13 protein-coding genes are annotated in these 12,536 nt (G+C 46.9%); 10 read left to right on the forward strand and 3 right to left on the reverse strand.

Annotated elements, in window-relative coordinates:
• Positions 1-39: 39 nt before the first annotated feature.
• From P3X63_RS03690 to P3X63_RS03720, 7 genes are all read left to right on the forward strand, one after another.
• Positions 40-1,347, forward strand: a complete 1,308-nt coding sequence (locus P3X63_RS03690; protein ID WP_026589726.1) for a carbohydrate ABC transporter permease — start codon at positions 40-42, stop codon at positions 1,345-1,347.
• Positions 1,348-2,199 carry a sugar ABC transporter permease gene (locus P3X63_RS03695; protein WP_026589725.1) on the forward strand — a complete coding sequence of 284 codons (852 nt, stop codon included), beginning with the start codon at positions 1,348-1,350 and terminating at the stop codon, positions 2,197-2,199.
• 4 nt (positions 2,200-2,203) lie between these two features.
• Positions 2,204-3,088 (forward strand): DUF1189 domain-containing protein, encoded by an 885-nt coding sequence (locus tag P3X63_RS03700; protein ID WP_277692473.1) that lies wholly within the window; start codon positions 2,204-2,206, stop codon positions 3,086-3,088.
• Complete coding sequence (locus P3X63_RS03705) at positions 3,066-5,351, forward strand: glycoside hydrolase family 65 protein (protein ID WP_277692474.1); 2,286 nt, start codon at positions 3,066-3,068, stop codon at positions 5,349-5,351. Before P3X63_RS03700 ends, P3X63_RS03705 begins: the two co-directional genes overlap by 23 nt.
• A complete protein-coding gene (locus tag P3X63_RS03710; RefSeq protein WP_277692886.1) occupies positions 5,344-7,047 on the forward strand; it encodes a glycoside hydrolase family 13 protein in 1,704 nt (567 codons plus the stop codon). The genes P3X63_RS03705 and P3X63_RS03710 overlap by 8 nt, the downstream gene beginning before the upstream one ends.
• Positions 7,044-7,709 carry a beta-phosphoglucomutase gene (pgmB, locus tag P3X63_RS03715; RefSeq protein ID WP_026589721.1) on the forward strand — a complete coding sequence of 222 codons (666 nt, stop codon included), beginning with the start codon at positions 7,044-7,046 and terminating at the stop codon, positions 7,707-7,709. The genes P3X63_RS03710 and pgmB overlap by 4 nt, the downstream gene beginning before the upstream one ends.
• A gap of 211 nt (positions 7,710-7,920) precedes the next feature.
• A complete protein-coding gene (locus P3X63_RS03720; protein ID WP_026589720.1) occupies positions 7,921-8,145 on the forward strand; it encodes a GNAT family N-acetyltransferase in 225 nt (74 codons plus the stop codon).
• 86 nt (positions 8,146-8,231) lie between these two features.
• Here the strand turns inward: P3X63_RS03720 and P3X63_RS03725 are convergent, their stop codons facing one another.
• Together P3X63_RS03725 and P3X63_RS03730 are read right to left on the reverse strand one after the other, a co-directional pair.
• Positions 8,232-8,786 (reverse strand): hypothetical protein, encoded by a 555-nt coding sequence (locus P3X63_RS03725; RefSeq protein WP_026589719.1) that lies wholly within the window; start codon positions 8,784-8,786, stop codon positions 8,232-8,234.
• On the reverse strand, positions 8,783-9,178 hold the full coding sequence (locus P3X63_RS03730; RefSeq protein ID WP_277692475.1) for a hypothetical protein: 396 nt from the start codon (positions 9,176-9,178) through the stop codon (positions 8,783-8,785). The genes P3X63_RS03725 and P3X63_RS03730 overlap by 4 nt, the downstream gene beginning before the upstream one ends.
• A 213-nt stretch (positions 9,179-9,391) precedes the next feature.
• On the opposite strand from P3X63_RS03730, the gene P3X63_RS03735 reads away from it, so the two are divergent.
• Both P3X63_RS03735 and P3X63_RS03740 read left to right on the forward strand, forming a co-directional pair.
• Positions 9,392-9,772 (forward strand): RlpA-like double-psi beta-barrel domain-containing protein, encoded by a 381-nt coding sequence (locus P3X63_RS03735; RefSeq protein WP_026589717.1) that lies wholly within the window; start codon positions 9,392-9,394, stop codon positions 9,770-9,772.
• 54 nt (positions 9,773-9,826) lie between these two features.
• A complete protein-coding gene (locus P3X63_RS03740) occupies positions 9,827-10,852 on the forward strand; it encodes a TolB-like translocation protein (RefSeq protein ID WP_026589716.1) in 1,026 nt (341 codons plus the stop codon).
• Positions 10,853-10,977: 125 nt separating this feature from the next.
• Here the strand turns inward: P3X63_RS03740 and P3X63_RS03745 are convergent, their stop codons facing one another.
• Positions 10,978-11,331 carry a hypothetical protein gene (locus P3X63_RS03745; protein WP_051290492.1) on the reverse strand — a complete coding sequence of 118 codons (354 nt, stop codon included), beginning with the start codon at positions 11,329-11,331 and terminating at the stop codon, positions 10,978-10,980.
• A 602-nt stretch (positions 11,332-11,933) separates the two neighbouring features.
• Between P3X63_RS03745 and lepB the strand changes: the two genes are divergently transcribed.
• A complete protein-coding gene (gene lepB, locus P3X63_RS03750; RefSeq protein ID WP_026589715.1) occupies positions 11,934-12,482 on the forward strand; it encodes a signal peptidase I in 549 nt (182 codons plus the stop codon).
• Positions 12,483-12,536 lie beyond the last annotated feature (54 nt).

Consider the following 12,536-nt stretch of genomic DNA (forward strand, 5'->3'; position numbering starts at 1 on the left):
GCGGCGGGTTAGCGTCCGGAAGAATAGAGGGCGAAAAACATGAACATAGACGACACACGTGCAAAACAAAGGCGAAAAGCGGGGCTTTTATCGATCATTCCAGGGGCCGGACAGATTGCCAATCGGCAGCTGTCAAAAGGAATCCTTTTTCTGGCCGTCACAGTGCTGTTTGCTTGTGAATTAGGGGTATTCGGCATCGACGCGCTGATCGGCTTATTGACTTTGGGAAGCGTCCCTGGGGAAGACCACTCGTTGTTTCTGTTGATAGAAGGCACTCTGCAATTGATTGTGACACTGATTTTTCTGATGTTCTACATCTTTAATATTTATGATGCGCAAAAAACGGCTGCAATGAAGGCGGCGGGATTGAAGGTCAGCCAAACAGCGCGGGACATGATCCGGAATCTGGGGGATAAAGGGTTCCCATATTTATTTACATTGCCGGCATATATCATGATGGTGTTTGTGATTATTTTTCCGGTCCTGGTCACCCTGTTTGTCGCGTTTACAAACTATGATTTTTACCATATTCCGCCTGCAAGCCTCATTGACTGGGTGGGATTTAAAAACTTCCTGAACGTCTTTTTCCTTGGCTCCTATCGGGAGACATTCTTCGATGTGCTGAGCTGGACCGTGATCTGGACGATCTGTGCGACAACACTGCAAATTGTCCTTGGCATCGTGACGGCCCTTATCGTCAATCAGGATTTTATTAAAGGCAGGCGGATGTTTCGAATCATCTTCTTGCTCCCGTGGGCTGTCCCGGCTTTTATTACGATCATGAGTTTTTCCAACATTTTCAACGACAGCATAGGCGCTATGAACGCGCAAGTCATTCCGCTTTTGAATCAGCTTCCGTTTGTGGAGCTTCCGGCAGCCCCGTGGAAAACCGACCCGTTTTGGACGAAGACGGCCCTGATTATGATCCAGACATGGCTTGGATTTCCGTACATTTATGTCATGGTAACAGGTGTGCTTCAGGCGATTCCGGGCGAGCTTTATGAAGCGGCAAAGATTGACGGTGCGTCATTTCTCCAGCGTTTTCGGCACATCACATTGCCGATGATTTTATTTGCGACCGCACCCGTGATGATCACCCAGTATACGTTTAATTTCAATAACTTTTCGATCATCTATTTGTTCAATGAGGGAGGACCGGGCAGCGCGGGAGCCGGTGCAGGATCAACCGATATTTTGATCTCCTGGATCTATAAGCTGACAACAGGCACCTCCCCGCAATATTCGGTTGCGGCCGCAGTCACATTGCTGATTTCTTTCATTGTCATCGGCGTTTCCCTGATTGCGTTTAAGAAATCGAATGCCTTTGGCAATGAGGAGGTCATGTAGATGAAGGGAATGTTCAAAAATGCGCGGACCGCAAGGATGCTGAACAAAATCTGGACCTATTTCTTTTTAGCGATGTTAAGCATTGTCATTATATACCCGCTGGTGATCACGGCATCATCTGCCTTTCGACCGGGAAATGTGGCCGCTTTCAAGCTCGATTTTTCGGGCCCGTGGACATTGGACCATTTTAGGCGGCTGTTTGCAGATACGCTTTATCCCAATTGGTACGGCAATACACTTGTGATCGCGCTGTCGGTCATGATTCTCCAGGTCACGATCGTGACGCTTGCCGGCTATACGTACAGCCGTTACAGGTTTCGCGGTAGAAAAAAAAGCCTTGTCTTCTTTTTGATTATTCAAATGGTGCCGACGATGGCGGCATTGACCGCTTTTTACGTCCTGGCGATGCTGATCGGCGCGCTTGACCAGTTCTGGTTTTTAACGGCGATCTATATCGGCGGGGGCATTCCGATGAACACATGGCTGATGAAAGGCTATTTTGACACGGTTCCGAGAGAAATCGATGAAGCCGCCCGGATCGATGGAGCGGGGCACTTGCGAATCTTTGCTTCGGTTGTTCTGCCCCTTGTCAAACCGATGCTTGCGGTGCAGGCGCTATGGGCGTTTATGGGGCCGTTCGGCGACTATTTGCTGGCAAAGTTTTTGCTTCGCTCTCCGGAAAGTCTGACCATCGCCGTAGGGCTGCAGTCGTTCATATCAAACCCGCAGCAGCAAAAAGTCGCGCTGTTTGCGGCAGGGGCGATCCTTGCGGCACTGCCGATCTGCATCTTGTTCTTTTTTCTCCAAAAGAACTTTGTGTCCGGGCTGACCACCGGCGGAACGAAGGGATGATCCGATGGGAAATCTGCAACATGACCGCTTGATCATTCGTTTCCTGAAAGCCGCGGCATCTCCGACAGGCGTCTGCCGCTACAGGAATACATTCAGCTGGCTGCACATCACCTTTTTATTTCTGTTTTTGAGCGGCTGCCTGATGGTGCCGTTTGCCGTTTCCTTCATGAAAATGGAGCGCTTCAATGTCGGACTTTTCATGCCGTCTGTTGTTCAAAAGAGTGATCAGGCATTTGCCGAACAATTAAAAGGATATCAATTCAGAAACGGAAAACTGACAGGCGGGGCCGATTTGTATCGGATAGAAAAAGGAGGCGCTTTGCTGGCGGTCGATCTGAAACACGAGGTTAAAACGAGCGGTGAAAATGGGCGCCTGAAGGTGGAAGGCTATCAAAACGCGATTGTTTTTCAGGCTGATCATCTGATCATCAGTGATCAAAACGGAACGGGTTTTTCCATCCGCTATGTGAAAGAGGATGTCCGGCTGAGTGATCTGAATGTCTTTGATTTAAAGACGTTGCTTGGAACATTGTGGTTTGCCCAATATAAGCCGATGATCATGATGCTGGCCTATTCGGTGATCTTCATCGTTGCGCTTTTTTTGACGGGAGTTCTCACCGGAGGCATCTGGATCACAAAAAAATCAAAAATGACCGGCATCGCGTCATTCAAGGAAGCAGCCGCGGCGGCGGTTTGCGGATCGGCGCTTCCGGCATTTGCCGCCGCGGTGTTCGGCATGATTCATTTTGATTTCATCGCCGTGCTGCTGATCTATTCGTGCAGCACCGCCTTGATGATTTCTTTCATCTTCCGGCATTTGTCCAAAACCCGCCATCAAAACGAAAATTTACAGTCAGGAGGAAATCATGGCAAATCAGCGGTTATTTGAGATTGATGAATGGAAAATCAAAACCAGCATATTTCATAAGGAGCATAATCGCCTCCAGGAAAGCTTGACTTCCTTGGCCAACGGCTATATGGGAATCAGAGGGAATTTCGAAGAAAGCTATTCAGGCGCAAGCCTTCAAGGCACATATATCGCAGGGGTGTGGTTTCCGGACAAAACGCGTGTCGGCTGGTGGAAAAACGGCTATCCGGAATATTTCGGAAAAGTGATCAATGCGATGAATTTGATCGGCATCGATGTCTATATAGACGGCGAAAAAGTCGACCTTTATGAAAACGAGATCGAATCGTTTGATTTAGAGCTCGATATGAAAGAAGGGATTTTGCGAAGAAGCGCTGTATTCCGCATTCAGGATAAAACGGTCAGAATTGCGTCTGAACGGTTTCTGAGCCTTGCCGTTCGCGAGCTCTGTGCGATTCATTACGAAGCGGAGTGCTTGACGGATGAGGCTGTCATCACGCTCATTCCTTACCTGGACGGGGATGTGAAAAATGAAGACGCCAACTACGATGAGCGCTTTTGGCAGGAAGAAGCGAAAGGAGCCAGTGCCCACCGCGGCCATTTAACAACAAAAACGATTGAAAACCCTTTCGGAACGCCGCGATTCACCGTTTCCGCCATGATGGCCAATGTGACGGAAGGCTTTAGCAGTGACAGCTATAAAACGGAGCGGATGTATGCGGAAAACCGCTACATCTATGAAATGAAGCCGGGAACAAAGGCTTCGCTGAAAAAATTGATCATCGTGACGACTTCCCGCGATTTCGAGGAAGCAGAGCTTCTCACAAAAGGCCGGGAGCTTTTGGACGGTGTGCTTCAGGAAGGGTATGAAGAAGCGAGGCGGAGGCACATCGCCGAATGGCAGGAAAGATGGCGAAAAGCGGATATTGAGATTAATGGGGATGATGAACTTCAGCAAGGAATCCGCTACAACATATTTCAATTGTTCTCGACTTACTACGGGACGGATGCACGCTTGAATATCGGACCGAAAGGATTGACAGGCGAAAAATACGGAGGTGCGGCATATTGGGATACGGAGGCCTACGCCGTACCGATGTATTTGGCGACCGCCGATCCTGAAGTGACGAAAAACCTGCTGTTGTACCGCTACCGCCATTTGGAGGCTGCCAAACGAAACGCGGCAAAATTGGGGCTGAAAGGGGCTCTTTACCCGATGGTGACGTTTGTCGGTGATGAATGCCACAATGAATGGGAAATCACCTTTGAAGAAATCCATCGGAACGGTGCGATTGCCTATGCGATCTACAACTATGTCAATTATACGGGCGACCGCGATTATATCGAAGCGTACGGGATCGATGTGCTCGTGGAAATCAGCAGGTTTTGGGCAGATCGCGTTCATTTTTCAAAGCGGAAAAACAAGTACATGATCCATGGTGTAACAGGACCGAATGAATACGAAAACAATGTTAACAACAACTGGTATACAAATGTGATCGCAGCTTGGACGCTTGAGTATACGCTTGAAAATCTCGGCAGCATTTCAGCGGAAAAACGCCGCCGGCTCGGTGTGTGCGAAGATGAATTTGAGCTATGGAGAGATATCATCGAGCGGATGTACTATCCGTACAGTGAAGAACTTGAGGTTTTCCTTCAGCATGATACGTTTTTGGATAAAGAGCTGCAATCGGCGGATGAATTGGATCCGGCTGATCGGCCGCTCTATCAGAATTGGTCATGGGACAAAATTCTCCGCTCCAGTTTTATCAAACAAGCGGATGTCCTTCAAGGCATTTATTTGTTCAACCACCGTTTTACATTGGAAGAAAAACGGCGCAATTTTGCGTTTTATGAACCGATGACCGTCCATGAATCAAGCCTTTCCCCTTCTGTCCACGCGGTGCTTGCCGCTGAACTGAAGATGGAGGAGAAGGCGCTTGAGTTAACGAAACGAACAGCCCGCCTTGACCTTGACAATTACAACCGTGATACAGAAGAAGGCCTTCACATCACATCGATGACGGGAAGCTGGCTGGCCATCGTCCAGGGGTTTGCGGGAATGCGCACCGCGAATGAGACGCTGTCGTTTGCTCCGTCTTTGCCGAAGGAGTGGGAAAGCTATTCGTTCCAGATCAATTACAGGGGACGGCTGATCCGTGTGATGACGGCGGAAAAAAGCGTCGTCTTTGAACTGTTAAAAGGCGAACCGCTGCAGATGATGGTCTGCCAGGAACCGATTCTCTTGAGCGGACGCTACGAAAGGAGGATGGATGATGAGTGAATGGTGGAAAGAGGCTGTCGTTTATCAAATCTATCCGCGCAGCTTTTTTGACGCAAACGGCGACGGAATCGGCGACTTGCAGGGAATCATTCAAAAACTGGACTATATCAAACACCTCGGCGCAGATGTGATCTGGCTCTGCCCGGTGTTTGACTCCCCGCAGGATGACAACGGCTACGACATCAAGGACTACAGAAATATGTACGAAAAGTTTGGAACGAACGAGGATATGTTTCAGTTGATTGATGAGGTTCATCAAAGAGGAATGAAAATCATCATGGACCTGGTCGTCAACCATACATCTGACGAGCATGCCTGGTTTGCCGAGAGCCGCAAATCGAAGGACAATCCTTACCGCGATTATTATTTTTGGCGGGACCCCGCACCGGACGGAGCGGAGCCGAATAATTGGGGATCGATCTTTTCGGGGTCGGCGTGGGAATATGATGAGCGGACAGGGCAGTATTATTTGCACTACTTTTCGAAAAAACAGCCTGATTTAAATTGGGAAAATGAAGCCGTCCGCCGGGAAGTGTATGATTTAATGAAATTTTGGATGGATAAAGGTGTTGACGGCTGGCGGATGGATGTCATCAGCTCCATTTCCAAATACACCGATTTTCCGAACTATGAGACAGACGAGAATCGCTCTTATGTCGTCGGCCATTATCATGCAAACGGCCCCCGCCTTCATGAATTTATCCAGGAGATGAATCGTGAAGTGCTGTCGCATTATGATTGCATGACGGTCGGGGAAGCAAACGGATCTGATATTGAAGAGGCGATCAAGTACACGGACGCAAGCAGGCAAGAGCTGAACATGATCTTTACATTTGAACATATGGACATTGATACAGAGCAACATTCGCCAAATGGGAAATGGCAGCTGAAGCCGTTTGATCTGATTGCTTTAAAAAAGACGATGGCACGCTGGCAGACCGGGTTGATGAATGTCGGCTGGAACACGCTCTATTTTGAAAATCATGATCAGCCAAGGGTGATTTCCCGCTGGGGCAATGACGGAAAGCTCAGAAAACAATGCGCCAAAGCGTTCGCCACGGTTCTTCACGGGATGAAGGGAACGCCGTTTATTTATCAGGGCGAGGAAATCGGCATGACAAACAGCGAGATGCCGCTCGAGGTGTATGATGATCTCGAAATCAGAAACGCTTATAGGGAGCTTGTCATCGAAAACAAAACAATCTCGGAGGAAGATTTTCTAAAAGCCGTTGGCAAAAAAGGCAGAGACCACGCAAGAACGCCGATGCAATGGGACGACAAGCAGCACGCGGGATTTACGACGGGAAAACCATGGCTTCCGGTCAATTCCCGCTATCAAGAAATCAATGTGCAAGAATCCTTGAATGATCAAGATTCGATTTTCTATTATTATCAGAAGCTGATTCGGTTGCGCAAGCAGTACAAGAGTATCGTTCACGGAGATTTTCAGCTTTTGCTCGAAGATGATCCGCAAATCTTTTCTTATATCCGCCAATATCAAGGAGAAAAGCTTTTCGTCGTCGCGAATTTGTCGGAGGAGGAGGCAGTGTTTGAAGCACCGCCGGAGCGGCTTGCTGAACGGTGGGACGTTCTCCTTTCCAACTACTCGAGGCAGCAGGCTGACATGAGGAAGATTTACCTGAAGCCCTACGAAGCCTTGATGTGCATCAACGATACAAAGGAACACGGATCATGAAAGCGGTCATCTTTGATTTGGACGGAGTGATCACAGACACGGCGGAGTATCATTTTCTCGCTTGGAAACGCATCGCCGAACAGCTGCATATTCCATTCGACAGAAGCTTTAATGAAAGCTTGAAAGGAATCGGCCGGGAAGAGTCGCTGGAAAAGATGCTGGATCATGGCGGTGTGGCGGAAAGGTATGCAAAGGCAGAGAAACAAGCTCTGTTGGCCGAAAAAAACCGATATTATCAAACGCTGATCGAAAACATTGGGCCGGAGCAGCTTTTGCCCGGGATCGGGCGGCTCGTCCGCGATCTGAAAGCCGCAAAGATCAAGGTTGCTTTAGCATCATCAAGCCGCAACGCTCCCGCGATATTAAAACGCTTGAAAATCGCGGATGACTTTCACGCCGTCGTTGACCCGGCTGCTCTTGCGAAGGGAAAACCCGATCCTGAAATCTTTTTAACCGCGGCGGCGCTTCTCGGCGTCCTTCCGACGGAATGTGCCGCCATCGAGGATGCTGAGGCAGGCATCTCCGCGATCAAAGCCGCCGGGATGTTCGCGGTTGGCGTCGGTGATGAAAAAGCAATGCATGCGGCTGATCTGATTGTCCATGATACGCGTGATTTGTCGTTTAGGCTGCTCAATGAAGGATGGCGGCGCTCTCGATGTTGAAGGGGAATGAAGGAAGCAAAGAGAAGCATAAATGACGAAGAAAGACCGCTGTTTTCGGATCGTTTCCGGCCGGCGGTCTTTTTGACAAATGACTGGAAAGTAAATAAAAGTGAAGCGGTTCAACAGTCTCGAGACATTTCTCGCCCATACGGATGACCATCAAAGGGGTTGAAAGCTCTTCTCTTTATGGGAAGATCGGGAGCCTGTTTCAATGGCGAAAAAGACAAGACTGACGCAAAACGGCGTTACCGTCAATCTCGTTTTTAGACCGCAAAAAAGGTTATGCCTCATCTTGTATGGCGGCGCTCGAGCAAGGCGCTGTTTATATACCGATCAGGACAATCCGACTTCCAATAACATATATCAGGAGATCGGCTACCGGCCTGTGCTTTTGACGACAAACAGCCCCATCAAACATGATGAGGCTGTCTTTTAATTGTCGGTTTTCAATTTTACAAATGTCCGTTTGCCGGCAGGTTCAAGCCCTTTTTGTACAACGGTACAAAGAGCCGGCCGCTTTTGTTAATCCTTAACAAGCCCTCTGTGAATCAGTTTAATATGATCTCCTTTTTGCACGCTGTCATATTGTTTTTTCGATACGAGCACGGCTTGTTCTTTGCCGTTTTGATCCTCAACCAGCAGCCAGTATCTTTTTTCCCGCGGTTTTGCCAGCTCCTTTTCTTTGATTCCGGCGGTGTTGAGCACTTGTTTTTGTTCTGCTGTGTACCCGCCTCTGTGAAAGATCATCCAGTATGGAAAGTAATAATTCAAAAATGCTGAGCCTGCGGGATTTTGGTTCATTGTTTGCCTGACACTGCCTTTATAGAGCGCATTGGAAGGTAATGTTCTTTGCAGCGCGTTTTTGCTTGCGTGACTCCTGTTGGCTCCCTGTGTTCTCATATAGCTGCGCAAACTGTGATTGACCGACCCCGCGCGGCTTTTTGCAGCACTTTTCGCAGCTGAGCTTGACGTCTTCGTTCCCCCTGATGAACCATTGCTTGTGGCTGCCGCTGCCTGATGGCCCGGAAGCGGCATCAGCAAGGATAAGACAATCAGCAGAATCGCCTGTTTCTTCATCGCTTGTCATCACTGCTTTTTTGTTCAATTTTGTCCTTCACGACACCTTCCAGCGGTTCCTGGTCGTATTTTATGTATGGCGGACGGTAGATAAATGCTTCATCATCGCGAATTTTGATGTAGGGCTGTTCTATGTCTTCAATGTTTTCTACATAATTTTTGAATGTCTTTGTCTTTTGTTTCCCGTCTATTATATATGAGACTTTTAATAGCGGCGCTTTTTCAGATTTGCTGTCATTTAGATAATCAAACCATACGAGGTCATATTTTTTGATTGATTTGTCTTTGGCCACGTCCTGCGAACGGTCAGCACCGTCTTCAGAGCATCCTGAAATGATAAAAACAGCAAGCATGACGGCCATACCGAAGGCTAAACGTTTTGATCTTTTCATCATAATCATCCTATTCTATTTATTTTCACCTTTTGATACGAATCAATGAATCAAATAGTGTCATAAATTTTATAGGGGAATTGGATTATTTTCCATAGGATCAATGCGTAATATTTGCATTTTAAACGTAAACAAACTGTAAAATCCCATTTCTATGAAAAAAGGTATAATCTGAATGTCAGAAAAAAATCCCAGTTACGGAGGATATTTTTTATGAAGAAGATCGTGTTTTCTGTTTTCGTTTTAGCTGCAAGCTTCATTTTGGCATTCAATTTTACCGGTGAGGCAAGCGCTAAAACAAAGAAAGTCAGCGGATATATCACTTGGTACAATGGAGTGGGGAAAATCGGCGCTGACGGCAAAAGGCTCGGCCATTGGGACTGTGCCACAAAAATCGGCTTTGATGTTCCGAGAAAAGGCACGAAAATAAGAGCCTACTCAAAAGCGAAACCAAAAAAAGTAATCACTGTATATAAATACGATGTCGGCAGAATGCCGGGAGCCGTCTTGGATGTAAGCCCGAAGGCTTTCAGGGCTTTAGGATATCCGACAAGCAAAGGCAAAGTCAAAGGACATTACACCTATAAAAAATAAAAGCGGAGCAAGAAAACTTGTTTTCTTGCTTCTTTCCATTTGCGGAGGCAGACGATGAAAAAAATCGCAATCATTCTAGTGGCAGTGATCGCCTTAGCTGCGGGAGCTTACGCTGCCGTCTATTTTTCCTCTCCGAAAAAAGCGGAGCAGAAAACGGCAGGCACCGGTTCAAACCTGCTCGTTTCCTTTACAGATGAAAAGCTTGTGACTTCCTATTATGAAAATCAGAGGAAGCTCTATCAGGAAAAGATGACCGACTATCCGGCGATGGCGCTTGATCGGAAAAATCAAATGCTTTATTTCACAAACGCAAAAGACAGCAATATGCGCCGCTTGATCAGGCTTGACTTGAAATCGGGAAAAAAAACAACACTGCACAGAGGCGATGAGTATGTCGACGGGCTGAGCTTGTCCCCTGATGGCTCAAAGCTGTATATGCGCTACAATCTTCCGTCGGAAAGAAATTTTCATCTCGCCTCATTTGATGTGAAAAAAGGGAAATTTGCCGTTCTTTATCCGAAGCCGGACAACAAGGATGAAAGCGTCAGCTATTATCAATACAATCAACAAAACGGCCGGTTCGTTCTGCTTCATTATTCTGTCGAAGAGGACTATCAAAAAACCGATGAAGCGAATAGCAAAGGGGTTTCTCCCGAGCCGACGAATATGCGTATTTCTCTTGGGGATGAAAAAGGGAATCACACCGTCAAAACGGCCGCAAAATTTATCAATGACATCGCGATATCTCCTGAAGGAAAGACGATCATTTTCACGGAATCAGATGCTGACGGCGAAAAGGCGGCGATTGATGCGCTGGATGTGAAAACCGGAAAATATCAAGCCGTCATTTCCGATCAGCAGGCGTTCAAACTGATCGAGTCAGCTCAGCCGCAATTCTCAAAGGACGGGGAAAAAATCTATTTTCTTGCTGAGGCAAAAGATGCGAAGCTGCTGGAAGATGAAACGGGCAGTGAAGCTAAAGTCAGAACGATTTACTCCTATCATCTCAAAACAAAAGAAGTGAGAAAAGAATGGGAGAAACCAAATGGAATTATCAACGGCTTTACCGTTTTGGATTAACAGCGGACAACAGCCGGGGAGAACTTTTTAGACAGCCTCTGCCTGGCTGTTTTTTGTCATGGTTACGGCTGCCGTGCTTGTCCCAAAGCAGCCCGCATCCGAAGCCGTTTTTCTGCCGGAGAGCGTCACGGGTGTGAAAAGCTTCCGGCCGCAGCATTCGGATATATTGATATTTCATCATAAGGGAAGGGGTATAATGCCGTCAGCATCACAAACGGAAAAATCTTTCTGTTAAACCGTCGGAACCGTTTTCGCCGCGGAAACCCCGTGCTGCCATAGACCTGTTTTTCTTCGAGCACGTCTTCAGGCACAAGAACAGATGCTGCCTGAGAATTGCTCCCTTCAAGAATGCCGTGGATCAAACGGCCGTCCTTCATTCGCAAAACGACATGATAGTGCATATATTTGCGGCAAAGTTCGTGCAAAGACCTTTGATGGTGATGGGGCATAGAGGTCACTGCACCTTTTGGAAGATCCATGTTTTCATCCCCTTTTAGATGTATGATATTCACCTGTTGGATGAATGTTCCAAATGAGGACGGCAACTGAACATAAATTTTTCATTCACGATCATCATGTAAAGGATCGGCTTTTACAATCAGCTGTCAGCACTTCTTTCTGCGGCATTTGAAACGGTCGTCATCATCTGAATGACACTTTCTGGGCCTGCATTTAAAGCGAGAATCATCATCACCTGGATCGGGATCGGAATGATGGGTTCGTTTTGGGGTGCGCCCTTCAGCTAGGGCCTTTCTCTCACTTTGCCGTTCTGGGCTGTATGGATCGTAATTGTCATAGTAATCTTCATAACCGGACATTTTGCTCAGGTCACCGCCTTTTATTTAGGATATGATAATGTATTATAGGCGGGATGATTTTGCCTGTGCATTTATAATGGTTTGCTCTTGAAGCTCGTGAAAGACATGATTTATCATCCTTGGAATAGAGGATTTTTAGTAAAAATCGCTAATTCATATAAATATAGATTCGTTTTTTCCGAATGTTGTCTTAAATGTTGGGCGGACGGCTTGATATGATATGAAAGAAGCCGAGATGAATCAGAAACAAAGGAGAAATTTTTATGAAAAACAGCAGAAAAAAAGAGATATTATCTTGGGTGAAAACCCTTGTCATTGCCGGAATCATCGTTTTCATTTGCCGATATTTTTTGTTCACACCATCCACCGTCCTGGGGGATTCGATGTATCCGACTTTACAGGATGGAAACATGGTCATGGTCAGCAAAATCAGCGATATCAAGCGTTTTGACAAAATCATCTTTCATGCCCCTGATGCTGACGAAAACTATGTCAAACGGGTGATCGGCCTCCCGGGGGATACGGTCGAAATGAAGGACGATGTTCTTTATGTCAATGGAAAAGCTTATAATGAGCCGTATTTAAAGGAAAATAAGCAAAAGCTGACGGTTCATGAACATTTAACAAACAACTTCACACTAAAAGAATTAACGGGGAAAGAGAAAGTCCCGAAAGATCACTTTTTTGTGATGGGGGATAATCGCCAAAACAGCAGGGACAGCCGGTTTTTCGGATTTATCTCACATGACTCCGTTGTCGGCAAGGTTGAATTCCGCTATTTTCCTTTTAATGAAATCGGCGGGATAGAATAGGACGGGAAAAGACTTCTCATGATAAGCGGGAGGTCTTTTTGATTTGCTTAAAAC

This window comes from Bacillus sp. HSf4 (genome assembly GCF_029537375.1).
GTDB classification, from domain to species: domain Bacteria; phylum Bacillota; class Bacilli; order Bacillales; family Bacillaceae; genus Bacillus; species Bacillus sonorensis_A.

Excerpts from the sequence above, each read along its gene's own strand:
- P3X63_RS03690 (WP_026589726.1), top strand. The coding sequence starts at position 40 with ATGAACATAGACGACACACGTGCAAAACAAAGGCGAAAAGCGGGGCTT.
- P3X63_RS03695 (WP_026589725.1), top strand. The coding sequence starts at position 1,348 with ATGAAGGGAATGTTCAAAAATGCGCGGACCGCAAGGATGCTGAACAAA.
- P3X63_RS03700 (WP_277692473.1), top strand. The coding sequence starts at position 2,204 with ATGGGAAATCTGCAACATGACCGCTTGATCATTCGTTTCCTGAAAGCC.
- P3X63_RS03705 (WP_277692474.1), top strand. The coding sequence starts at position 3,066 with ATGGCAAATCAGCGGTTATTTGAGATTGATGAATGGAAAATCAAAACC.
- P3X63_RS03710 (WP_277692886.1), top strand. The coding sequence starts at position 5,344 with ATGAGTGAATGGTGGAAAGAGGCTGTCGTTTATCAAATCTATCCGCGC.
- pgmB (WP_026589721.1), top strand. The coding sequence starts at position 7,044 with ATGAAAGCGGTCATCTTTGATTTGGACGGAGTGATCACAGACACGGCG.
- P3X63_RS03720 (WP_026589720.1), top strand. The coding sequence starts at position 7,921 with ATGGCGAAAAAGACAAGACTGACGCAAAACGGCGTTACCGTCAATCTC.
- P3X63_RS03725 (WP_026589719.1), bottom strand. The coding sequence starts at position 8,786 with ATGAAGAAACAGGCGATTCTGCTGATTGTCTTATCCTTGCTGATGCCG.
- P3X63_RS03730 (WP_277692475.1), bottom strand. The coding sequence starts at position 9,178 with ATGAAAAGATCAAAACGTTTAGCCTTCGGTATGGCCGTCATGCTTGCT.
- P3X63_RS03735 (WP_026589717.1), top strand. The coding sequence starts at position 9,392 with ATGAAGAAGATCGTGTTTTCTGTTTTCGTTTTAGCTGCAAGCTTCATT.
- P3X63_RS03740 (WP_026589716.1), top strand. The coding sequence starts at position 9,827 with ATGAAAAAAATCGCAATCATTCTAGTGGCAGTGATCGCCTTAGCTGCG.
- P3X63_RS03745 (WP_051290492.1), bottom strand. The coding sequence starts at position 11,331 with ATGGATCTTCCAAAAGGTGCAGTGACCTCTATGCCCCATCACCATCAA.
- lepB (WP_026589715.1), top strand. The coding sequence starts at position 11,934 with ATGAAAAACAGCAGAAAAAAAGAGATATTATCTTGGGTGAAAACCCTT.